General features: G+C 68.4%; 10 protein-coding genes. 8 read left to right on the forward strand and 2 right to left on the reverse strand.

The features are described from left to right. Positions 1-89: 89 nt before the first annotated feature. Both RSO01_RS04820 and RSO01_RS04825 read right to left on the reverse strand, forming a co-directional pair. On the reverse strand, positions 90-13748 hold the full coding sequence (locus RSO01_RS04820; protein ID WP_147146760.1) for a DUF4114 domain-containing protein: 13659 nt from the start codon (positions 13746-13748) through the stop codon (positions 90-92). A gap of 432 nt (positions 13749-14180) precedes the next feature. Continuing rightward, positions 14181-14837, reverse strand: coding sequence for a GntR family transcriptional regulator (locus RSO01_RS04825; RefSeq protein ID WP_218037245.1), 657 nt, complete (start codon positions 14835-14837; stop codon positions 14181-14183). Positions 14838-15122: 285 nt separating this feature from the next. Between RSO01_RS04825 and RSO01_RS04830 the strand changes: the two genes are divergently transcribed. The 8 genes from RSO01_RS04830 to RSO01_RS04865 all read left to right on the forward strand — a co-directional run bounded on the left by RSO01_RS04830 (position 15123) and on the right by RSO01_RS04865 (position 24658). Then, positions 15123-16244: a BMP family ABC transporter substrate-binding protein gene (locus RSO01_RS04830; RefSeq protein WP_147146762.1), complete on the forward strand. Its 1122-nt coding sequence runs from the start codon at positions 15123-15125 to the stop codon at positions 16242-16244. A 163-nt stretch (positions 16245-16407) separates the two neighbouring features. After that, entirely contained in the window at positions 16408-17445 is a 1038-nt protein-coding gene (locus RSO01_RS04835; RefSeq protein WP_147146764.1) for an ABC transporter permease, read from the forward strand. Positions 17446-17447: 2 nt separating this feature from the next. Next, on the forward strand, positions 17448-18374 hold the full coding sequence (locus RSO01_RS04840) for an ABC transporter permease (protein ID WP_147146766.1): 927 nt from the start codon (positions 17448-17450) through the stop codon (positions 18372-18374). 11 nt (positions 18375-18385) lie between these two features. Next, entirely contained in the window at positions 18386-19066 is a 681-nt protein-coding gene (gene biuH / locus RSO01_RS04845) for a biuret amidohydrolase (protein ID WP_218037246.1), read from the forward strand. Then, positions 19063-20607 (forward strand): ABC transporter ATP-binding protein, encoded by a 1545-nt coding sequence (locus tag RSO01_RS04850; RefSeq protein ID WP_147146770.1) that lies wholly within the window; start codon positions 19063-19065, stop codon positions 20605-20607. The genes biuH and RSO01_RS04850 overlap by 4 nt, the downstream gene beginning before the upstream one ends. 469 nt (positions 20608-21076) lie before the next feature. After that, positions 21077-22609, forward strand: a complete 1533-nt coding sequence (locus RSO01_RS04855; protein WP_147146772.1) for a replicative DNA helicase — start codon at positions 21077-21079, stop codon at positions 22607-22609. Positions 22610-22712: 103 nt separating this feature from the next. Next, on the forward strand, positions 22713-23882 hold the full coding sequence (gene alr / locus RSO01_RS04860; RefSeq protein WP_246158082.1) for an alanine racemase: 1170 nt from the start codon (positions 22713-22715) through the stop codon (positions 23880-23882). Next, a complete protein-coding gene (locus RSO01_RS04865; RefSeq protein ID WP_246158083.1) occupies positions 23879-24658 on the forward strand; it encodes an MlaE family ABC transporter permease in 780 nt (259 codons plus the stop codon). Before alr ends, RSO01_RS04865 begins: the two co-directional genes overlap by 4 nt. Positions 24659-24684 lie beyond the last annotated feature (26 nt).

Here is a 24684-nt window from a genome sequence, read left to right on the forward strand (position 1 = left end):
TCATGGTCTTCCGGACCGCGCGCTTCCAGCGCGCTCATGAGCGAGCCGGAGGCTCGCGGTCCAGAAAAGCATGACAGGCCGCAGCCCCGTCAGATGATGTGGTCCGACGTCGGCTTCAGCCGCATGACCATGTCGTTGTAGTCGTAGTCGGATCCCTGGTTGTAGGCGAGGTCCTCGAAGCCGAACGTGTTCTCGCCGAACACGCGGATCTGCTCGTGACCGCCGGGATTGGCGGTGCCGATGACGAAGGTCTGGCCGGACGGCGTGATCAGGACCGGCGCGTAGTAGCCGCTGTTGCCGGACACGGTCCAGCTCACCGTGGTGGCGAAGTCGCCGCCATGGACCTCATGGAGGCCGCCGTCCATGTGGCTGCGGACAGCCGCGGAGAATGCCGCGGTGTCGCCGAACGCCACGCCGGCGACGCTGCGTGCCCCCGTCGCCGCATCGACGTCGATGCGGACGAAGCCCAGCGTATTGACGTTGGCCGAGCTGCCGGCCAGCTCGACACTCAGAGTCTGGCCGTGCTTGAGGAAGACGAAGGCATCGCCCATGTCGCGTTGCGCATCGGCGAGCGTGGTCGCGGCCGACAGCGAGTTGTTGGTCACGGCGGTCAGGTGCAGACCGTCGACCATGACCTGCAGCGAGCCGTCGCCGCGGGCGGTGAACTGGGTGTTGGGTGTCACGTCGACGACCTGGTTGCCGCTCAGCACGGCGAAGCGCAGCTGCTCCCCGGCGGCCAGGTAGACCGACTGCGCGCCGAGCAGCAGGCTCCCGCCATGGTCGTCCTCCACCCCGCCGACCGACCCGAGCGCCGGCAGCCCGCTCAAGGCACTGCCGCCATGGTCGTCATTGTGATCGATGATGTTGCCGGAAGAGTCGACCGTATAGACCATCACGGTGGAGCCTGCGTGCGAACCGACATCCTGGGCCGCGAGTCGGACCCAGTTGCCGGCGACCGAAACGCCGCCGTTCGGTGCCAGCTCGATGCCATGGCCGTCGGCACTGATCTTGAGCGGCACCTCGCCGCCGCCGGCGCCGGTGTCGCCGAAGCCGCCGACCTGCATGCGATTGCCGCTGACCTGAGTGGAGAGTCCGGCGCCGGTATGCTCGGCGAGGACATTGGCGAGCTGCCCGGCATCAGAGCCGGCGGCGGCCAGGTCGTGTGCCGTGTCGCCCTGGGCCGCCATGCTCACCGCCGTCACGTAGCGCAAGAACCGCATCGGATCGGTCGCGCTGGCGGCCGCCTGCTCGGTCAGCGTGTTGCTGGCGAGGGCAAGCTGCGTGACCGCGTTGGCCACACCGCCGGTGAGCCCCGCACTTGCCGCGATGGCCATGAGGGTGGCGTTGTCCGTCAGGTCGAGACCACTCGTGGCGACGATCCGCGCCGCCAGCGCATCGAAGGCGTCGGTGGCACCCGCTGCGTGCAGCAGCGAGACGGTATTGAGGATGCTCGACGCCGCCGCGAACGCATTCGTGGCACCCGACACGCCCGTGCGGGTGGCGGCGACGGTATCGAGATCGTTGAGGTCGAGGCTGGAATTGAGTCCCAGCGCCGAGGCGACGAGCTGCTGGGCTGCGACCGGATCGCCGGTGGTCGAGGCCGCCACCTTCTGGATGAGGGTCGTCAGCGGCGTAACCACGGTGGAACCCGCGGGCGCCTGCATGGTGCCGGTGAAAGCGAGGTTGGTGGCCGTATCGACGCCGCCCTGCAGGATCAGCGGCGCGCCGTTCGATGTAATGGAGTAGTGGCCGGTGGCGTCGGTGGTGGTCGAGACTTCGCCGGGATCGAGCACGCCGTTGAAGTTGGCATCGGCGAAGACGGTGGCGCCGGAAATGTACCCGTCGATGCCGAGGCCATGCAGGATGTCGGTAAAGAAGCCGCCGACCTTATGAGCCACATCGCGGATGGCGTTGCCCGCACCGTCGAGCCGGGTGCCGACAAGCAGCAGGCCGGTGTAAACGTTCTCGCCGAGGATGCGGTAGGAATCGTTGATGTCGTGCAGCGCCCCGTTGATGGTCTCGGCGTACTGGACCATGCGGCTGCCGATAGCGGCGAGGTAGGGGTTCTTGAGGATGGTGTCGAGGTACGCCGAACCCAGCGCCCGCACGTCGTCGCCGAGCGCGCCGGTGTCGCCGGTGAAGAGGTGGACGATCAGGTCCGCAAACCGCTCGCCGACCGCGCCGTAGAGGCGCGGATCGACGCCGGTCTGCAGCATGTAGTAGTCGGCCGCCAGCTCGCCGATGGAGCTTGCGATGCCCTGGGCGTCGCCGTGGGCGACGGCGTCGGAGAAGGCGATGAAATGCGGTGCCGAGGAGATCGCAATCTCCGCGCCGGCTGCGCCAAGGTCGGAGAGTGAGTCGCCCAGCAGGCTCGCGGTGGCGCCCGCGATGGTGAGCTGGCCGCGCAGATAGAGCGTCGGCCCCTCGCCGATTGCGTCCTGCACGGCGCCCATGCTGAGGACGAACAGGCCGACCTGGGCGCCGAACTTGGCGGCCGTGATCGCCGCCCCCCACGGCGTGCCGGCAAACATCGCATCGACGGCGAGCTTGTTGGCGAAGATGACCCCTACCTGGGCGCCCAGGCGGGCATAGTTGGCAGCGTCGGTCGGGTCATCACCGACCGTGAGCAAGGCACGGCCGAGCGGTTGCCTCTCGAGCACGAACTGCATGCCGTTGGCCATGGGGATCAGCACGTCCAGCACTGCCTGGTCGCGCTCATTCAGCGGCAGGGTCGCCGGCGTGCGGGCGCGGATCGTGTCGAACGCCGCCTGGTAGGCCTCCTGCCTGTCGAGCGAGGAGATCACGGCGGTCGCGCCCGACGACGATAGGCCGAGCAGCGCGCCGAAGCCGGTCAGGAGATCATCGGAATATTGCGCATCGCCGAGCTGCTGCAGGAGCTGGCCTGCCTCGATGGCGCCTTCAGTTCCGGGATTCTGCGCGATGTATTTGCGCGCGCTGAGGTTCAGCCAGGCGAGCGAGATGTCGTGCATCATCTCGCGATCGGCGCCGCTCGAGCCCAGCGCGGTAGCCGCCACCTCCTTGTCGAGCGCCAACAGGACCTGATCGAAGGAAAGGTTGCCCACGGCATACTGGGCGACCAGCGCGCCCTCGGCGCCACCGTTGAGCAGCCGCGTGCTGAGCGCATTGAGCGCGATCGTGTAGTCCTGCTGGTCGGCCGGGCGGTCCGCCGCGGTCACCTGCTCCATCAGCGCGACCAGCGCGAGATCGTAGGCGTAGGCGGAGCGGCCGACGTCCTGGATGCCGGTGTTGTAGTAGGCATTGCCAATGCGCGCCGCGTCGATCACGGCGTTCATCGAGAACGGCGTGAACGGATTGGAATCGATGCGGACCTGGCGCGCCACCCACAGATCGTCGGCGAACATGAAGCGCACGAGATCGACGTTCTCCGGCAGGAAGGCGCGCGTCGCCTCCCAGTTCAGGAGGTCGATGGCCTGCTGCTGGGTGATCGCGGTGGCGTCGGCGGCCTCGACGTGGGTGCCGCCCGCGGGATCGCGCACGTAGGCTGAGGTCGTGCCTTCGGCGACCCGTACGGCCAGCTCCGCCGACAGATCGCCGATCACGATCTTGTCGATCATCGCGAGATTGGTCGCCGCCACCCCGGCGCCGTTGCCGTACCGGCTGAACAGCGAGTTCAGCGAATAGACGCCGGCATAGGACGAGATACCATGCTCGTCGGCGTACGCCTCGATGGCGTCGATGGCCTGCGCGACCGTGATCTGGCCACCCTGGACCTTGGCGAAGACGAGGCCGACCTCGTCGACCACGCCGGCGAAGAACGAATCGTCCTGCCGCCCGACCAGATCGCCGAACACCGTCGCCTGCGCGCCGAAGTAGGCGGCGATGGCGGCATCGTCGGCGGCTGTGCCGTGGCCGACCAGCGCGAACGCGAGGGCGTCGAGGTGCTCCTGGTCGAGCGACGAGGTCGCCGCCTCGGCGATTACCTGGGCCGCCGACACCTGGCCCGCCGTGACGAGCGCCGCGATCTCGGCGCGCGCCGCGAGGAAGGTCGCGTCGATGCCTTCGCCGTCGGCGCCGATGCCGAGCAGCAAGCGCATCCCCTGCCCGACGGTGAGGTCACCGCCTGCGATGGCGTCGTGGATGACGGCGACGTCTAGATCGAGGCCGCCCATGACGGCGCCGAGCCAGGTCAGCCCGGGCGTCGTCGCATGCTCGGCCGCAGTGACCAGAACCGACGAAACGGTCGCGACAGCGACCAGCCCGTCAGACACATAGTCACCGAGGTGGGAGACGGCCCAGTTGCGGGCCGTGGCCGAAGTATCGGAGGCGAGCGCTCCCAGCAGGCTCGCGATGACATGCACCGCGCCCTCGGCGGAGAGGCTGCCGCCGGTCACTGCCGCATCGATCGGCGACAGATAGGGTCCGCCCGGCAGGGCCCCGAGATGCGCGCCGGCCGCGTCCTGCAGCGCGACGTCGCCGTGGCCGGCGATGCTGACATAGAGGTTGGCGACGGTGTTGCCGGAGATGGCCAGAGCGTCGGCGACATCCAGGGGCGTCGCAATCATCTCCCTGATGTAGTCGAAGGCCTGCGCCGCGCTCAGGGCACCGTCCGAAATCAGCCCGACAATCTCCTCGGCGACGGCGTCGTGCAGCGACGACGTCCTGGAAGCGACGGCCAGCCAATACATCAGCTCGGACACGTCGATCGCCGGCAGCGTGCTGTCGACCACCATCATGGCCGCTTCGGCTGTGATGCGGCCACTCGTGACGAGAGCATCGAGGGCGCCGATCGAGGTCTGGACCGCGTATGGACCCGGGTACTGCGCCATGCCCACGCCGACCAGCACCGCGACGAGCTGAGGCACCGTCAGCGCACCCGCCGCAACGGCGTTGTCGAAAAGGTCGACGGCGCCTTGGTCCACGCCGCCTGCCGGTATCCAGGCCAACACACTGCCGAATCGTTGCTCACCGATGGCGACCTGAACCGCCGGCCCACTGCCGCCAGCGACGCTCAGGATCAGCATGTCGTACTGCTCGCCGCTGAGGCCGGTCAGGTTGAGCCCCGCATAGGCATCGCCGAACGACATGCCGCCATCGGTTATGAATTGACCAAGCGCATGGCCAACGGTGATCTGCCGCGAAGCGTCGTCTGTCGCCGCCATCGCGCCGATGAGCGAGCCTTGCATCCAGGAAATCGAGTTGTGGGCGACGACCTGCCCGAAAATGTCCTCCAGCGCGTAGCCGCCATCCTCGAACATCTTCCAGAGTTCTTGCCCGATGACCCACCTTGTGTGCGCGCCGGCGGTGTTGTGCATGTAGGTCAGGAGGCTGACGACGTCCTCGGCTGCGAGGAGGCCGAGTTCGTAGACGTGATCGACCGCAGCCACCGCGGCAGCCGGGTCGGTCCCGGCCAAGACCGCGCTGCCAAACGATGCCATGTAGAGGTCGGCATCGGGACGATCGGAAATGGCCCACGCGGCGAAGGCGACGAAAGACGACGCCTGCACATGGGTGACCAGATCGAGCTCAAGTGCCCAGGACAGGATCGATCCCACTTCGCTGGGGTCGAGCCCGCGCTGGATGAGGTCGCGGAACCCGATCGCCAGGAAGGCCATGTCGCTATCGGTCGCCGTTTCGGCGAGACCGAGCAGGATCGCGGCGGCGTTGGCGGTAGCGAGCGTACCGTGGCCTTCTGCCGCCACGATGGCATTGGCCGCGTGGGCATAGGTGACGAGGTCGAGCGCTCCCAGGCCGCCGATGATGCGGGCCACGGCGAGTACGACCGGTGGATCGGGGTAGATGTCGTCGTTGACCGGCCGCGGCGCGTCGAGAAGCGCGTCGATCACCTGCACTGCCGTGACGCCGGTGCCCATCAGCTCGCCGATCTCGTCGGCCGCAACGCCGGCCAGGGAAACGTCGGCCGCCGCCCAGTAGGCCAGGAATTTGAGGCCATATGCCGTGGGGAAATTGCCCGCGGCAATCTCGGCCGTCACGCCATCCGCCACTTCCTGCGCCGTGAGGGCGCCGCGGGCGTTCAAGGCCGCAAACTCCGACGTCACGGCCCACAGCCCGCCAAGACCGGACGGCTGGCCTTGGAAGCCGTCCGCCATGCCGAAGAGCACGTCCTTGGCCTTGCCAGCCGCCAGGCCGTCCGCCACGGCCACCAGGGCATCGAACACCGACATGAAGGAAAGCGAATCCGATTGGTAGACCGCGACCAGGGCATGCCCGACCGCCGCCTGCAGCCCTGCCGCATCGTGCGCGGCCACGGCCACCAACATCGTGGTCTCGCCCGCGAAATCGCCCATGCGAAACCACGTTTGGGAGGCCGCAACGCCCGCCATCGCGTCGCTGATGCCGATGCTTCCCGTCTCGATCAGCTCGCCCAGGAAGTCGCCCAGCACCTTCGCGAGGTCATGCGAGGTCGGAAACGGATTCGTGTACTCGCGGTTGAGCGCCGCGCCGGCAATGAAGGCCGCGATCGCCGCCGGCGTGTTCGTGCCGGCGGCCAGGCTGGCGGACAGGGCGGCGGTGATGTCGGCCGCGCTTGCAAGCCCTGCATCGACCAGCGCCGCCAGCATGCCGCCGGCTTCCGCCCGCATCTTGTCCACGAAGAAGCTCGTTACCGGTAGCGACGTGAGGAGAATGCCCGCGGCCACGTCCCCACTGAGATGATCGCGCACGAGGTCCACGAGCTCTTCGTGCAGAGCCGTGCGCAGGGCCAAGGCTTCGTCACCCTGCAGGTTGGCGACGTTGACGCCGAGGTAGGCCAGCGCGCGCACGCCGTCGGCGGCCGGCAGCGTGCCCGCGTCCGCGGCGGCGGCGAGAGCCGCCATCATCGCCGGGGTCAGGTCCTGGCCCGACTGCAGCGACAGGGCGATGAGGAGTATCTCGGCGTTGGGCGCGCCGCTGGAGGCGATCCCCAGCGCCACCATGCTGACCGCATTGTCGGGGATCTGCATCAGCAGCTGGGCATCGAAAGCCGGGAGGTGGGCGATGGCGTGGCCTGCAGCGAGCTGGTCGGCGGCCGTGCCGGCGCCCGCAAAGCCCGCGAGGAGCAGCATCATGTTGTCGGCCGAGACGCCGCTGAGGCCGAGCAGCACGTCCATCGCCTGCGAGGACGTGATGTGCCCGTCCGTCAGGTCGGCGATCGCCGCACCCGAGACGAGGCCGAAAGAGCTGGAGTCGAAGCTGGTGAGCCGTGCCAGCACGTTGATGGCGTCGGCAGCGGTGAGTCCGTGGTCGACGCTGTTCGCCACGGCCTCCGCCGTCTGCTCCGCGGTAAAGCCGAGCGCGACGCCGACCTCGGCGATCTGCCTGCCGGCGAGATTGGCGTATTGGGGGTCGCTTACCAGCGCGCGGCTGAGCAGGGCGAACACGCTGTCCGTCGCGTGGCTTGCCTGGGCGAGCGCAGCAATCGCCACGGCGGCGTCATGCATGACGTCCGTGTCGCCGACGCGGGCGTAGGCCGAGATGGCCAGCACCGCCTGCGCCAGGCTGAGGCCATTGGCCTGATAGATCGGCCCCTCGCCGAGCGTCGCGCTCGATAGCGCCGCAATCAGCGGCTGGACGTAAGGCTGCCAGCTGTCCGCGCCCTGCGGCAGCCGAACGTTGGCGACGATCAGCTGCAGCACCGCCACGGGAATGGTGGCGGCGAGAGGATCGATCATCGCGGCGAGCGTCATCGCCGCCGCCTCGTTGGAGAGGTCCTCGACGTACAGCGCCGCATGCAGCTCGGCCGTCGTAGCGGCATGCTCGGCGAGGAGTCGCCCGAGCACCTGCCCGACCGCGATCTGCCCCTCGACGCCGCCGTGGACCGCGATGTCCACGAGGATCGACAGGCTTTGCGCCGCGGTGAGCCCCTGCGGCCCGATCAGCTGGCCGACATACTGGACGACGTCATAGATGAAGCCGCCCGTCACATGGGTGAGCAGCGCCGCATGAGCGCCCTGCCCCAACGACGACTGCGAGCCGGCGGCCGCTTCGATGGCGGCGAGCAAAGGCACGACGGCGAAGGGCGGCCAAGCGAGCTGGTCCAGCACCGAGGCGGCAGTGACCTCGCCACCGGTCACCAGGCTCGCCAGCGCGGCGCCAGCCTGGACGATGACGGCCCTGTCGACGGCATCGACCGGCGCCTGCACATGGTTCTCTGCCAGGTTGATCAGCAGGTCGACCGCGGCGCCGGGCGCGACGGAGACGGTATCGCGCACCGCCGCCAGCACAGCACTGGTCGCATCGCCGGCCGAAAGCGCCTCCTGACCCAGCAGATAATTGATGAACGAGACGAACTGGCCGGCCGACGTCGTGTCGTGGACCAGATGCAGCAAGACGAACACGGCGTCGGCGCCGGCCATGCGCTCAGCCGTAACCTCCGACGTCAGGCTGCCTGCCACGTTGCCGAACGCGGCGACGCCGGCCTGGACCAGCGCATCCAGCGCTTCGGCCACCGCCAGTTTCTGGCTCTGCCCACCCGCTTCGGCGATACCGACCATCAACGCAACGCCGCCGACAGGGGTGAGCGTCCCGTCGCCGATGGCGTCGCCGATGCTGTCGAGCGCGTCGGCCAGGCGCTGGGCATCGCCGCCGATGAGGGCGATCAGCGCCGCTCCCGCTTGTGCTGCAACCTCCGCCACCGTGCCGGCGCCGATCAGCAGCGTCGATGCTTGCGCGAAGCTCAGCACGGCCAGGCTCGCGAGCGCATCCGACAGGGCGGTGCCGACGTCGGAGAAGGACAGCTGCCCGGCGACGGCAAGCTCCGCAAGTCCGACGCCGAGCAAGTGTGCGGAGGCCGGAAGGTCGGCGGTCACATGGGCGATGATGGAGACGACGTCGATGGCGCTGAGGCCGGTCGGCGCGATCGATGCCCCGAGCTCGGCGACCGCATCGTCGGCCGCCATCACACCGTGCGTGATAAGCGCGGCAACGAAGTCCGCGCCGGCGGCAGTGCTGTTCGCGCGCAGGACGACAGCCACGGCGCCATCGATCATCTCGCTGGCCGAAAGCGTGCCGGCATCGACGGCCGTGGCAAGCTGGCCGGCGAGGTCGGCATAGGTCGCAAGGCCATGCGAGCCGACCTGGTAGAGCACCTCGGCGCCGACGCCGATGCCACCGTTGGCCCACAGGCCCGCCGTGACCGCAACCAGATGGCTGAGAGCGAGGCCGCTGTTGAGGAAGGCGTTGTAGATGCCGATCGCGGCGCCATTCGACGTGACGCTGCCGGCAGCGACGAGCCCGGCAATGCCGCCGCCCGCCGCCACCTGCAGGTCCGCCCCTCCCCAAATGGCCTCGCCGACCAGCAGGCCCAGCGCCTCCGCGCCGGTGATGACACCGGTCGACGCCGCCAGGATGCCGGCGACGGCGGCCGCCTCGGATCCCGCGTGGCTGCCGACGAAGGCGGCGATCTCGCCGCCAATGGCAAGAAGCATCGCGCCGGACTGGCCGGAGGCGGATGACGCCATCGCCGTCACGGCCTCGGCGAAGGTGATGTGATGGGCGGCGATGAGGGCGTCGATCTCGGTGAGGATCGTGCTCTGCAGTGCCGCGGTGGCGGGAAGATCGGCGGGATCCAGGCGTGCGACGAGCACGTCCTGCAGCAGCGCCACCATCTCCTGGGCCGTGAGGGCGTCGTCGGCGACGGCCGCCTCGAGCGCCGACATCACCGCAGCAGGCGTGAACTGGCTCCCGACCAGCATGTCGCCGAGGAAGCCCGCCACGGCGCTCTCGAATGCCGGCACGCCGTTGGTCGCCAGCGCCGCCATCACCTCCACGCCGTTGGCGAGCGTGGTGGATCCCGAGGTCATGGCGGCCGCGATGAAGAAGCAGACGCCGGCGCCGAGGTCCGCCAACTCAGCCAACGCCGCCGCCTTGGCGCCGCTGGCGTAGATGGCGAGCAGCAGCTCGGTCGCGTCCGACAGCTGCAGGTCGTCGACCGTATTGCCGACCAGCGAGCTGATGACGTGGAGGCTGTCGATCTGCTCGGACAGCGGCAGGCTGGCGACGCGCGCCGCAAGGTACGACCCGAACTCCGCCATCCCGCGATTGATGAAACCGGCAACCAAGACGATGAGGGCGGTGCTCCCCTGCCCGAGGCTCGTAACGACCTGGTTGGTGGTGAGGGTGGCGCTGATGTTGACGATCACGAGCGCCGTCTGCTCGACATGGCCGAGGTCCGCGACAGTGCCCCTGGCGAGAGCGGCGATGACCGGTTGGGCGGTGAATGGCCACATGGGGTGGCTCGGCCCGGCGGCCTGGGCCGCCGAGTTGGCAGCGACTTCCTGGCGTATGTAGTCGTAGATCGCGGTGCGAGCGCCATCGACCGCGGACAGCGCCACCAAGATGTTCACCGCCTGGAAGGCATTGATCAGTGGGCTGGCGTTGCTGGGCGAGAGCTGGTCGTCGATGTGCTGTACCGCCTCGGCCGCGGTCAGGTAGCCGCCGGCCAGAAGCCCGTTGAGCGCCGCCTGCGTGTCGGCCAGGAAGGCCGTGTCGGGAACCGGCATGTAGGACAGCAATTGCAGGAACGCGGCGCTGCCCACGCCGGGCGCGGCCGCGGCCAGCGCTTCGATGCCTTCCCGGCCCACGAGCCGCAGCGCGTGGTCGCTGCTGACGGCGAGCGCCATGAAGATCGGCAGAGCCTGGCTCGCCAGTGGCGGGGTTTCGCTCACGAGGGCCTGGACTTCGGCCAACGCTTCCGCACGCAGGCCGGGCGCGGCACCGGGCACGACCGATCCGAGCACGGCGATGGCGTTCGACGCGCTGTAGTGGCCAGCATCGACGGCGGCGTCGAGCGCGGCGACGGTGATGCCGCCGCCGGAGATCAGCCCCGCGACCGCCGCGTTGATCGAACCGTACGCCGACAGCTCACCGAAGACCACGAAGGCCGTCGCAGCATCGAGCGCCCCGGCCGCGACCTGCACGGCAATGGCGTTCGCCATCGTCGATACGGAGATATCCAGGCCGGTGGTGAGATCGACGATGGTATCGAAAGCGGCATCCGCCGCATCGCCGCCGCGGGCGTAGATCTTCGCCAGCAGGGTCGCGGCCTGGTCGCTGCTGAGGTCGCCGCCCTGGATGCGGCCCGAGAGCGCGTCGAGGACACCGTGCGCGGCCGTGGGGTCGGTGCTGAACAGCAGGACGATGGCGTTGACCGCCGCCTGCACCTGGGCGGGCGAGCCGAGGCCGGCGGTCTGGGCGAGCGTGGCAGGATCGGTCAGCAGGATCGCGAGAGCTTCGTCGACCACCGCCTGAAGCGCGCTGGAGGCGCCAGGCAGCAGGGCCTGGAGCGTGGCGATGGCGTTCGTGAGCGTGATGTCGCCGCCCGTGATCAGCGCATTGATCTCGTCCAGCACCGCCGAATGCAGTGCCGTGTCGCCGGCTGCAGACATGTAGGACAGCACGACGATGGCGATGTTGGCGTCCAGTGTCGCCGGCACTGCCGCGTCGACGAGCGCGGTGGCCGTCGCCGCATCGAGCGCGCCATGCGTGACCATTGCCGCGATGTTGGTGCCCGCGACGGCCCGCAGCGCCATCGCGCCGTCGGCCAGGGTCAAAAGCTGCGTCGCGGCATCGCTGGCCGTGATGGCGCCGTCATCCACCCAGGACAACAGCGCGGCCGTGGCGGCGCTCGCGGTATCGGCCGAACCGAGGGCAGCGAGTTGCGCCAGGACGAACAGTCCCTGTGAACCGACCAGCGCGCCGGCCGTCACGGCCGCGCTGAGGGCGGCAACGCCCGAGACCGCGTCGGCATCCACGTAGATCGCGATCTGCGCCAGGAGGTCGGCAAGGCCTTGCGGCGACGAGTCGGTCGCAGCGCCGGCAAGCAGGACGATCGCTTTGCCTCGCGTCAGCGTGCCGGCCACGACGGCGGCGTCGATCGCCGCGATGCCATCGGCCGCGACAAGGCCGGTCCAGTACACGATGGCGTTGAGCTCGCGGCCCGCGGCCACCTGGTCCTCGACGGTTCCGGCGGCGGCGAAACCGGCAACGATGGCGATGCCCGCTTGGGCGTCGATATCGTGGCCGCGCACGCGATCGTTCACCTGCCCCATGGCGAGCCCGGCGGAAACGGCGTCGGCCTGCGCCAGCGCGGCGCCGATGAGCGTGTAGGCGGCCGGCTCCAGGGCGACCAGCGTGGGAGCGGCCTTGATCAGGGTGGAGACCGCGAACTCGGCGCTGTCCACGCCCAGCGGAAAGACCGCACTGAGCGCGGCACCGATGTCGGCGGCCGACAGGCCGTGATCGTGGATCAGGCCGGCGATGGCTGCGGACGCGGCAGCGGCAAGGTCGGCATTGTTCACCCAGACGACGCTGCTGCCGAGGATCTGCTGGAAGCCACTGGCGCCGAGCGCGATGAGGAAAGTCACGCCCTGCTCTGCCGTGAAGCCGAGCGGTGCCAGGGCGCCGACGACGGCGGCGGCTGCATCGCTGCCGCCGATGGTCCCCGCGAGCAGCCCGCGCACGCCGTCGGCGGCGGCGTTCATGGCGTTGCGGTCGGAGGTAACACCGCCCGGGACGAAGGCCATCGCCGTCAGTAGGGCGACGGCGCTGGCCCCCGACAGGCCGCCGAGCAACACGCCGGCGTTGATGTAGCTCAGCGCCTGCTGTGCCGTCATCATGTTGTTCGGCACCATGAACGTCGGAGTCGTGGTGTCGATCAGGGTCGCTAGGTGGAGGCCGGCCGCCGGCGCCGCGTCGGGATCCACGGAGGCGACGGCCACGAGGAAGCGTGCCGCCGTCGAGGCGCTGCCCCCGGTCAACGCATCCAGCACCGCTTCTTGGGAGATGAAGCCGTCGTCGACGAGGGAAAGGACCTCCGTCGCGACGTCGTTGGCGGCGGCGATGGCGTTGTTGTACGAGGGCGCGAACCTGACCATCATCGCGATGGCCTGCTCGGCGGTGAGGGTCCCCGCGGTCACCGCGGTGTGAACGTGGGTCGCCAGCTCGGACAAGGAGAGGTCCGGCGTGACGAACGGCGTCACCAGGCTCATGATGTTCCCGGCAGCCGACGAACCGACGTTGAAAGGAAGGATCGCGACCGAGGCGATGAAGATGTCGATCACGTCGTCGCGCGCGTCGGTATCGCTCCCGATCAAGGCCTTCAACTCGTTCATGGCCTGGAAGCCGGCGGCCGGGAACGGACTGACCATCAGGCCGGCCAGCATGGCGTAGGCCTGGGTCTCGCCCAGGCTGCCGCCGACGACGGCATTGTGGATGGCCTGAATGGCGGCCGTCATGCTGAGCGTGCCGCCGGGCCACCCACCTCCGCCGCCCTCGCCGCCTTCGGTGCCACCACCTTCGCCGCCTTCGAAGCTGCCGCGCGTGATGATCTGGCCGTAGTAGCAGCCGGCCACGAGCTGGACGTCCAACGCGCCGGCGTTGGCTACCGCGATGAAGATGCTCGCCGCCTCGCTGCGGCCGATCTGGTAGGCGTTGATGGCGGGCAGGAAGTCCGCCATGGCCGCCGCCGCATCGAGGCTTCCCGAGGCGACGAGGCCCGCGATCTCCGTGCCGATTGCCGTGAAGTGGCTGCTGTCGCCGTCGAGCTGGTTCAACCGATCGACGAAGGCCAGCAGCGCCCGCACCGGGCTGACACCGCCGTCGCCGGCGGCCGCTTCGATCAGGGCGACGGCGTTGGCGTAGCGCGCGGCACCGGACAGGTTGGCGAACGCGGCATTCGCCACGTCGATTCCGGCCTGGCCGCCTTGCAGCGCCGCAGCGCCCAGTCCCAGCGACGAGGTGTCGAAGCCGGCGATGTCATCGTAGGTACTCATGGCAATTCCTCAGGCCGTCGTCGCAACGGGCAATGGCGGGGCAGAGAGAAGCGTCGTTGAAGTGTCGTTCTGGGCCACCCGGGGGTCTGGTGCGGCTGCCGACATCGTCATCCTTTCAGCCGGCGGCTGGGCTTCAGGCAAAGCTTCGCCCTTGGCGATTCGCGCGTGCGAATCGCCACCGCCGATCTTGCTTTCAGTTTCTTCCCATCCAGCGGACTACGCGCCGCCGCCGACCACGTTCGTCCCGATGCTCCCTCAAGCGAACGGAACGCTGCTGCCGGAACGCGATCACCCTAGTGGAGGGGCCGTGTGGCAATCAATTTGCATTGCGCTTTGGGCGCTGACTTTTATTGGGTGTTTCTTTTTGCCGAATTCACGCCAAAACCAGCCAAGCAAGGCCCGGGCTACAGGGCCCAATCGGGCGAGAAAAACCTAGGCGGCGCTGGTCGCCGCGAAGGTTTCGAAGGCGTCCTCCACCAGGCTGACATGATGCAGCATCGCGGCATGCGCGCCCGCGGCATCGCCCGACAGGATCGCGCGGACCACGGTGTCGTGCTCGCGGTTGGACAGGACCAGCCGGCCATCGACGTTGAACTGCGCGCGGCGGAAGGGGCCGACGCGGCGGCGCAGCCCGAGCGTGTACTCGGCGATCGGCTCATTGTGCGCGCCGGCATAGATCGCCGAATGGAAGGCGACGTTGGCGTCCGAGTAGGCCGCACGATCGCCGGCGGCGGCCAGGGCCGTCATGGCTTCGTGCCGCGCCTGCAGGCGGCGGCGCTCGACCGGCGTCATGCTCATCGCAGCGAGGCGCGCACAGGTCGCCTCCATCTCAGCCATCGCCACGAACAGGCTCTCGACCTGCCCGGGCGTCGCCTTGGAGACGACCGCGCCCTTGCGCGGCCGCATGTCGATCAGGCCGCTGCGCATGAGCTGGCGCAGCGCCTCGCGCACCGGCGTGCGCGACACGCCGTACTGCCGCGCCAGGCTGTTCTCGTCGAGGCGTAGCCCGGGCGTCAGCGACCCGTCGAGGATGCCGTCGGCGATCGCCGAAGCGAGCTTCTCCGTCAGCGTGGGATTGTCTGTCTGCATGATCCTTCCGCGAGAACGACACTGGCTCTGCATACAATATCGATGCCAAAGCGCTCTCTTGCATTCTCCATGCTCAAAAAGAATGCAATCTGTCGAAATTGCATACAATTGCCCAAAAGCAGATAAGCGTCGAAATGAGCTGAAACCGCCGATTCCTTCGTACTAGTTAGTGATTCCCTAAGGTGATGCACGCTCTAGGCGGCGATAATCCCTATCCGCTTCAATGGCACATGGGTTGCTCCCTCATCATTGGCCGCCACCGGCCGGGCAACGCAGGGGGAAGCAATGAGCGACAAGTTCACGATCGGCCGCCGTGGCCTTTTAGGCGGTGCAGCGGGCGCGGCGGGCGCCGCGGCACTCGGACTCGCAGGCGCCGCCAACGCGCAGAAGCCGCTGGTCGTCGGCTTCATCTATGTCGGGCCGCGCGACGACTACGGCTACAACCAGGCCCACGCCGAGGCGGCTGCCGTCCTGAAGAAGATGCCGGGCGTGAAGGTGGTCGAGGAAGAGAAGGTCCCTGAGACCGTCGCCGTCGAGAAGTCGATGGAGAGCATGATCAACATGGACGGTGCCACCCTGCTCTTCCCGACCTCGTTCGGCTACTTCGACCCGCACATGCTGAAGATGGCCGTCAAGTATCCCAAGATTCAGTTCCGCCACTGCGGCGGCCTGTGGACTCAGGGCAAGCACCCGATGAACACCGGCAGCTACTTCGGCTACATCGACGAGGCGCAGTATCTCTCCGGCATCGTCGCCGGCGCCACCAGCAAGAGCGGCAAGCTGGGCTTCGTCGCCGCCAAGCCCATTCCCCAGGTCCTGCGCAACATCAATGCCTTCACCTTGGGCGCGCAGTCCGTGAACCCGAAGGTCACCACGCAGGTCATCTTCACCGGCGACTGGTCGCTGCCCGTCAAGGAGGCCGAGGCGACCAACTCCATGATCGCGCAAGGCGTCGACGTCGTGACCTGCCACGTCGATTCGCCCAAGGTCGTCATCGAGACGGCCGAGCGCGCCGGCATCTTCTCGTCGGGCTATCACTGCAACCAGGCCAAGCTCGCGCCCAAGGGCTACCTGACCGGCGCGGAGTGGAACTGGGAGCGGATCTACGTCGACATGGTCAACGCCATGAAGGCGGGCCAGGCACCCGGCAACTTCGTACGCGGCGGCCTGAAGGACGGCTATGTGCGCACCTCGGCCTACGGTCCGGCGGCGGCGCCCGCCGGCAAGGAGAAGGCCGATGCGGCCAAGCTCGCGATCCTGAACGGCAGCCTCGCGATCTTCAAAGGCCCGCTCAAGGACAACAAGGGCAACACCGTCATCCCGGCGGGAACGTCCTATGTGGCGACCGAGCCCAAGCTCGAGAGCATGAACTACCTGGTCGAAGGCGTCGTCGGCGCGACGTCGTAGGCCGTTCGCGATGGAACACAAGAGTTCTGCCTCCCCACGCTTCGCGTGGGGAGGTGCCCGCGCAGCGGGCGGAGGGGTCATGAGCGACCCGACCCATGCTCATGACCCCTCCGTCGGCGTGAGACGCCGACACCTCCCCAGCTTCGCTGGGGAGGAAGACTAGATGCAGCAGGCGCTTGAACGCATCGCCGTGCCGACGCTGGCTCTGCTGGCGTCGGCGATCGCCTTTGGCCTGCTGCTCGCCGTCTACGCCCGCGTCGACCCGCTCGAGACGTTCGCGCTCATGTACCAGGGCGCCTTCGGCACCTGGTTCTCGTGGCAGAACACGCTGACGCGTGCCGCGCCGCTGATCCTCACCGCGTTGTGCACGGCATTGCCGGCGCGGCTGGGGTTCATCGTCATCGGCAACGAGGGCGCGCTGGTCGTGGGCGGCGTCGCCGGCGCCGCGGCCGGCATCGCCACCAGCGGCGCGAGCCCGCTGGTGGCCCAGCTCGCCATGGCGGTGGCCGCGATGGTCATGGGCGGCCTCTGGATCGCCCTGGCCGGTGCGCTGCGCCAATGGCGCGGCGTCAACGAGACGATCTCCAGCCTGCTGCTGACCTACATCGCCATCGCCCTCATGAACCACTTCGTCGAGGGGCCGTTGCGCGATCCCTCGAGCCTCAACAAGCCGTCGACCTGGCCGATCGGCGACGCCAACATGATCGGCACCATCCCCGGCACCGACGTGCATTGGGGCCTGGTGTTCGGCATCGTGGCATGCCTGCTGGCCTGGGTCGTCCTGCGCTTCACGACCTGGGGCTTCGCCATGCAGGTGATCGGCGGCAATCCCAAGACCGCGCGCATGATGGGCCTCGACGTCGGCCGCTACGTGCTGCTGGCCTGCGCCGCCGGCGGTGCCGCCGCCGGTCTCGCCGGCATGGTTGAGGTGGCAGCGGTGCACGGCCGCGCCAATGCCTCGCTCGCCGTCGGCTACGGCTTTGCCGGCATCCTGGTGTCCTTCCTCGCCCGCCATCATCCGCTGGCCATCATCCCGGTGGCGGTGCTGCTGGGCGGCATCGGCGCCAGCGGCGGCCTTCTGCAGCGCCGCCTCGACCTGCCCGACGCCGCCGTCGTCGTCCTGCAGGGCATCATCTTCGTCGCCATCCTGGCGAGCGAAACGCTCTACGGCCGGCTGCTGCCGCGCAAGCGGGAGGGCTGAGCATGGCCGACGGCGGACTGGGCATCTGGGGCGTGCCCTTGGCCATGCTGGCCGGGGCCATCCGCGTCAGCACGCCGTTCATCTTCGTGAGCATCGGCGAATGCCTCACCGAGCGCTCCGGCCGCATCAATCTCGGCCTGGAGGGCACCCTGGTGATGGGCGCCATGAGCGCCTACGGCGTTGCGCTGGGCACCGACTCGCCGTGGCTCGGCGTGCTGGTCGCGGCCGGTGTCGGCCTGCTGATGGGCGCGCTCCATGCCGGCATCTGTCAATTGCCGCGCGTCAACGACATCGCCACCGGCATCGGCCTGATGCTGTTCGGCACCGGCCTCGCGTTCTTCCTGGGCAAGCCGTTCATCCAGCCCAAGGCGCCCAATCTCGGCGCCATCGATCTCGGCTGGTGGAGCGACATCCCGCAGGTGCGCCAGGCGCTGCAGGTCAACTATCTGTTCGTGCTGGGCATCGTGCTCGCCTTCGCCCTGGCCTGGGCGCTCCAGAACACGCGCTGGGGCATGATCGTGCGACTGGCCGGCGAAAGCGTCGATGCCGCGCTCGCCATCGGCGTCTCGGTTGGCCGGGTGCGCCTGATCGCGACGTCGATCGGCGGCGCCTTTGCCGGTATCGGCGGCGCCTTCCTGTCGCTCTACTATCCGGGAAGCTGGAACGAAGGGCTGTCGAGCGGCCAGGGCCTGATGGCCGTGGCGCTGGTGATCTTCGCGCGCTGGGATCCCGTGCGCTGCCTGTGGGCGTCGCTGCTGTTCGGCGCGGCCGGCGCGATCAGCCCGGCATTGCAGTCGATCGGCGTGACCCAGGGCTACTATCTCTTCAGCGCGGCGCCTTACGTGCTGACGCTCGCCCTGATGATCGCCACCTGCTCGCCCGAGCGCAGCCTGCGCGGCGCTCCCGGCGAGCTGGGCGCGGTCAAATGACGGAGACCCTCATGGCCAAGCATGTGAAGTCACACCCCTACCCCTGGCCGTGGAACGGCGACCTGCGGCCGCAGAACAGCGCCCTGATCGTCATCGACATGCAGACCGACTTCTGCGGCGTCGGCGGCTATGTCGACAAGATGGGCTACGACCTGTCGCTGACGCGCGCGCCCATCGAGCCGATCAGGCGGCTGCTGGCCGCGGTGCGCCAGGCGGGCTGGCACGTCTTCCACACCCGCGAGGGTCATCGGCCCGATCTTGCCGACCTGCCCGCCAACAAGCGCTGGCGTTCGCGCCAGATCGGCGCGGGCATCGGCGATCCCGGCCCGTGCGGGCGCATCCTGGTGCGCGGCGAGCCCGGCTGGGAGATCATTCCCGAGCTGGCGCCGGCCGCGGGCGAGCCGGTGATCGACAAGCCGGGCAAGGGCTCGTTCTGCGCCACCGACCTCGAATTGATGCTGCGCACCCGCGGCATCGACAACCTGGTGCTGACCGGCATCACCACCGACGTCTGCGTCCACACCACCATGCGCGAGGCCAATGACCGCGGCTTCGAGTGCCTGATCCTGGACGACTGCACCGGCGCCACCGACAAGGGCAATCACCTCGCGGCGCTGAAGATGGTCGAGATGCAGGGCGGCGTGTTCGGCGCCGTGGCCAGCTCGGCCAACGTCATCGAGGCGATCGCATGACCGTCATCGGCGCCGCCCCCCTTCCCCGGCACGACGGCGCGCCGTCGCTCGAGCTGGTCGGCTTCTCCAAGCGCTTCGGCGCGCTGGCCGCACTCGACGACGTGTCGGTGAAGGTGAATGCCGGCGCCTTCCATGCACTGCTGGGCGAGAACGGCGCGGGCAAGAGCACGCTGGTCAAGTGCGCCATGGGCTACTACGCCGCCGACGAGGGCCAGATCCTGCTGAACGGCCGCGAGGTCGCGATCACGCATCCCCGGCAGGCCCATGAGCTCGGCCTCGGCATGGTCTACCAGCACTTCACGTTGGTGCCGAACATGACCGTGCTCGAGAACTTCGTGCTGTCGCGCGACCATCTGCCGGCGGTGATCGACTGGGCGGGAGAGCGGCGGCGGCTCAGGGACTACTTCGCGACCACGCCCTTCGCCGTGCCGCTCGACACGCCCGTCGCCGACCTCGCCGCAGGCCAGAAGCAGAAGGCCGAGATCCTGCGCCAGCTCTATCTCAAGCGGAACCTTCTGATCCTCGACGAGCCGACCTCGGTGCTGACGCCCGACGAGGCCGACGAGGTGCTGTCGACCCTCAAGGCGCTCACCCAGGCGCGCCAGCTCACCATCGTCACCATCACCCACAAGTTCCGTGAAGTGAACGCCTTTTGCGACACGGTGACGGTGCTGCGACGCGGCCAGCTGGTCGACACCCGGCCGACGCGCGATCTCGACAACGACACCATGGCCGAGATGATGGTCGGCCGCCGCGAGAATCGTGTCGTCGTCGAGCGCGAGACGCGCGCGCCTGGCGCTGCCGTGCTCTCGATCGAGGGGCTGAGCGTCGCCGACCATGTCGGCCAGCTCGCGGTCGAGGAACTCAGCCTGGAAATCCGCGCCGGCGAGATCGTCGGCGTGGCCGGCGTCTCCGGCAACGGCCAGCGCGAGCTGGTCGAGACACTGGCGGGCCAACGCCATGCCGAGGCTGGCCGCATGCTGGTCCACGGCGAGCCCTATGCGGCGACGCGAGCCGAGATGGTGCGCCACAAGATCGCCTGCCTGCCCGAGGAGCCGCTGCGCAACGCCTGCGTCGCCGACATGTCGGTGGCCGAGAACATGGCGCTGCGCGCCTTCGACCAGCCGCCCGCCTCGCCTGACGGCGTGCGCCTGAAGCGCGCCCCGATGCGCGACACGGCCCTGCGGCTGATCGAGGCCTATCGCGTGAAGACGCCCGGCCCCAACGCGCCCATCAGGGCCCTGTCGGGCGGCAACGTGCAGCGCGCCGTGCTGGCGCGCGAGCTGTCGAGCGATGGCGACCTCCTGATCGTGGCCAATCCCTGCTTCGGCCTCGACTTCGCCGCCGCAGCCGAGATCCGCACCCGCATCGTGCAGGCGCGCAACCGAGGTGCCGCGATCCTGCTGGTCAGCGAGGATCTCGACGAGATCCTGCAGCTCTCCGACCGCATCGTCGTCATGTTCGACGGCAAGCTCGCCCTTCAGGCTGACGCCAACCGAGCCGATGTCGGCGCCATCGGCCGGGCGATGGCCGGGCACTAGTACCGACTATCGCTGAAGAGTGAGTCTGTCACCCCGAGCGCAGCGAGGGGCTTTTAAGGCCGCAGGAAAGGTCCCTCGCTACTGCGCGTGACCAGCAATACACCGCCATCGATATTGCGCTACGCGAGCCCATGTGGAGCGCAAAAAGCAAACAATATGTCGCCGCCTATAATACTCTGGTGATTAAATTATCACCTTGGTTATTGACAGGAGATGATCACACATTCATTCTGGCGGCATGTCCACCGGTCCCGCCGTCATCTTGCGTTGGCCATATCCGCGACGCGACGGCACAGGGCCGGACAGCCGGTTGCCTGGATCTGTCGAAGCCGCAGACCGCGCGAAGGAACCGGGTCGGCAGAGCGATCCTTGGGCGGCGCGAGACTTGTCCCCAGCTTTCAGGTATTCCTGTCCACACCATCGATTAGCGGTGGTAGACGGCCCCCTCGTCTCCTTAAGAAGCTCTGCCATGGAGCCACTGAAAGATTCATCGAACGTCACGCGCCTGCCCGGCGCCGAAGACATCCGTCTGCGCGAGCCGCCGCACAATTTCGAGGCGGAGCAGGCGCTGCTGGGCGCTATCCTGATCAACAACGCCGCCTACCAGCGCGTCGCCGAGTTCCTGCGGCCGGAACATTTCGCCGACCCCCTGCACGGCAAGCTCTACGATTCGCTCTCGAAGCTGATCGAGCGCGGCCAGGTCGTGAGCGCGGTCACGCTGAAGACCTACGTCGAGCAGGACGAGGACATGAAGGCGGCCGGTGGTGCCACCTACCTGGCGCGGCTGGCGGCGGCCTCAGTCCATGTCATCGACGCCGCCGGCTTCGGCCATGCCGTGCACGACCTCTACCTGCGCCGCCAGCTCATCGACATCGGCGAAACCGTGGTCAACGGCGCCTTCGGCACGGGCGATGTCGAGGAAACAGCGCTGAACCAGATCGAGGTCGCCGAGAAGAAGCTCTACGACCTCGCCAGCACCGGCCAGACCGAGGGCGGCTTCAAGGCGTTCCGTGTCGCCCTCACCGAAGCGACGGTCGCGGCCGAGGCGGCCTACCGCCGCGTCGGCCAGCTCACCGGCGTCGCCTCCGGCCTTTTCCAGCTCGACCAGTTGCTGGGTGGCCTCCACAGGTCGGACCTGATCATCCTGGCCGGCCGCCCCTCGATGGGAAAGACGGCGCTCGCCACCAACATGGCCTTCAATGCGGCACGCGCCTATCGCGAGGAGATCGTCGACGGCCGCCCCAAGGCGGTCGACGGCGCGGTCGTGGGCTTCTTCTCGCTGGAAATGTCGTCCGAGCAGCTCGCCACCCGCATGCTCGCCGAGCAGGCCGAGGTGCCGTCGGAGAAGATCCGCAAGGGCGAGCTCATAACCAGCGACTTCGACAGGGTCCTGGCGGTCAGTCATGAGCTGGAGCACCTGAACTTCTTCATCGACGATACGCCGGCATTGTCGATCGCGGCACTGCGTACCCGCGCCCGCCGCTTGAAGCGCACGCACGGGCTCGGCCTCCTGGTCGTCGACTATCTCCAGCTGCTGTCGCCCTCGGGCAAGAACCGCCAGGACAATCGCGTGCAGGAGGTGTCGGAGATCACCCGCGGCCTGAAGACCCTGGCCAAGGAGCTCGACGTGCCGGTGCTGGCCCTGTCGCAGCTCAGCCGCGCCGTCGAGCAGCGTGAGGACAAGCGGCCGCAGCTCGCCGACCTGCGCGAATCGGGCTCGATCGAGCAGGACGCCGACGTCGTCATGTTCGTCTATCGCGAAGAGTACTATCTCACGCGCGCCGAACCGGCACGCCGCGCCGAGGAAAGCGACCAGAAGTTCAACGAGCGCCACGAAGGCTGGCGCCAGCGCTGCGAGCAGACCTACGGCAAGGCCGAGGTGATCGTGGCCAAGCAGCGCCATGGTCCCACCGGCATCGTGCGCCTGTCGTTCGAAGGCCAGTTCACCAAGTTCGGCAACCTGGCCGCAGACGCCGACGGGCCGATCCCGGTGTTCGAATGAGCCATTGCTGGGAGCGCTCATGGTCTTCCGGACCGCGCGCATCTTGCGCGCTCATGATTCATGAGCGAGCTGGAAGCTCGCGGTCCGGAAGAGCATGAACTCAATGTCGTCCGACGACGCCACGCGCCGGGCCGGCGCGATCCTGACGGTCGATGTCGGCGCCATCGCCGCCAACTGGCGCGGGCTGCGCGACGCGGGGCGCGCCGCCGGACGGCCGGTCGACTGCGCCGCCGTGCTCAAGGCCGATGCCTACGGCTGCGGCGCCACGGTCGTCGGCCCGCGGCTTGCCGCCGAGGGTTGCCGGCAGTTCTTCGTCGCCCATCTCGAAGAAGGCATCGCGCTGCGCAAGGCGATGCCCGAGCACCCGATCTACGTGCTGAACGGCCTTTTGGCCAACACCGAGGCCGACTTCGTCGAGCACGACCTCACGCCCGTGCTGAACCATCTCGGCCAGCTCAACAGCTGGCGCGCCGCGGCCCAGCGCTTCAACCGGCCGCTCGACGCCATCATCCACATCGACACCGGCATGCACCGCCTGGGCTTCGGCCCCGAGGAGGCGCAGGTGCTGATCAACGAGCGTGGCCGCCTGCGCGGCCTGCGCCTGGCCCTGCTGATGAGCCATCTCGTGGCCTCCGAGGAGCCCAACAACGCCATCAACGGCGAGCAGCTCTCGCGCTTCCGCAATTTCGTGCGCGCCATGCCTGGCTCGCCGACCTCGCTCGCCAACTCCTCGGGCATCTTCCTCGGGCCCGACTACCATTTCGACCTGCTGCGGCCGGGCGCCGCGCTCTACGGCATCAATCCGCTGCCCGGGCGCGACAATCCCATGCTGCCGGTGGTGACGCTCGAGGCGCGCATCCTGCAGACCCGGCGAATTGACGCTTTTCAGACCGTTGGATACGGTGGCGCCTGGCGGTCAGCCCGGCCCTCCCGCGTGGCCACGATCGCGCTGGGCTATGCCGACGGCTACTTCCGTATCCTCATCAACCGCACCCACGTCCATCTCGCCGGACACCGCGTGCCCGTGATCGGCCGCATTTCCATGGATCTAGTGACGATCGACGTGACCGAAGTGCCAGAAGCCCTGAGCGAGACCGGCGCCGTGGTCGAGGTGTTGGGCCCGCACATGACGGCCGACGACCTCGCCGACCATGCGCGCACCAATGCCTACGAAGTCATGACCGCCCTCGGCCGGCGCTACGCCCGCGTCTATATCGACACGCCGCCTGAGGGCGAGGGTGAAAGCGAGACAGAGCCGGAGACCGCGTCGTGAGCATTCCGCTGGTCACCCTGCTCGGCCGCATGACGCTCGCCTTCCTGGAGGCGATCGGCTCGGTCACGTCCTTTGCCCTGCAGTCGGTCCGCTGCGCGCTGCAGCCGCCGTGGTATCGCCAGCAGATCCTCCGCCAGATGCTGGAGATCGGCTACTACTCCCTGCCGATCGTGGGCCTCACCGCCATCTTCACCGGCATGGTGCTGGCGTTGCAGAGCTACACCGGCTTCGCCCGCTTCTCTGCCGAATCGGCCATCCCCAACGTCGTCGTGGTGTCGCTGACGCGCGAGCTCGGCCCGGTGCTGGCGGCGCTGATGGTGGCGGGCCGCGTCGGTGCCGCGATGGCGGCCGAGATCGGCACCATGCGCGTCACAGAGCAGATCGACGCACTGACCACGCTCTCGACCAATCCCTATAAGTACCTGGTCGTGCCGCGCCTGATCGCCGGTGTCGTGACCATGCCGATCCTGGTGCTGATCGCCGACATCATCGGCGTGCTGGGCGGCTATCTGGTCGGTGTCTACAAGCTCGACTTCAACGACCAGGCCTATCTCCGCAACACGCTCGACTTCCTGCAGTTCCAGGACGTCTTCTCCGGCCTGGTGAAGGCCGCGGTGTTCGGCTTCCTGATCACCCTGATGGGCTGCTACCACGGCTACACGTCCAAGGGCGGCGCCCAGGGCGTCGGCACGGCGACAACCAACGCCGTGGTCTCGGCCTCGGCGCTGATCCTGACCTTCAACTACTTCATCACCGAAGCCTTCTTCGCACGATAAGCATATGGCCCACCGTCATCCCGACC

This window comes from Reyranella soli (assembly GCF_007992495.1).
Taxonomy (GTDB): domain Bacteria; phylum Pseudomonadota; class Alphaproteobacteria; order Reyranellales; family Reyranellaceae; genus Reyranella; species Reyranella soli.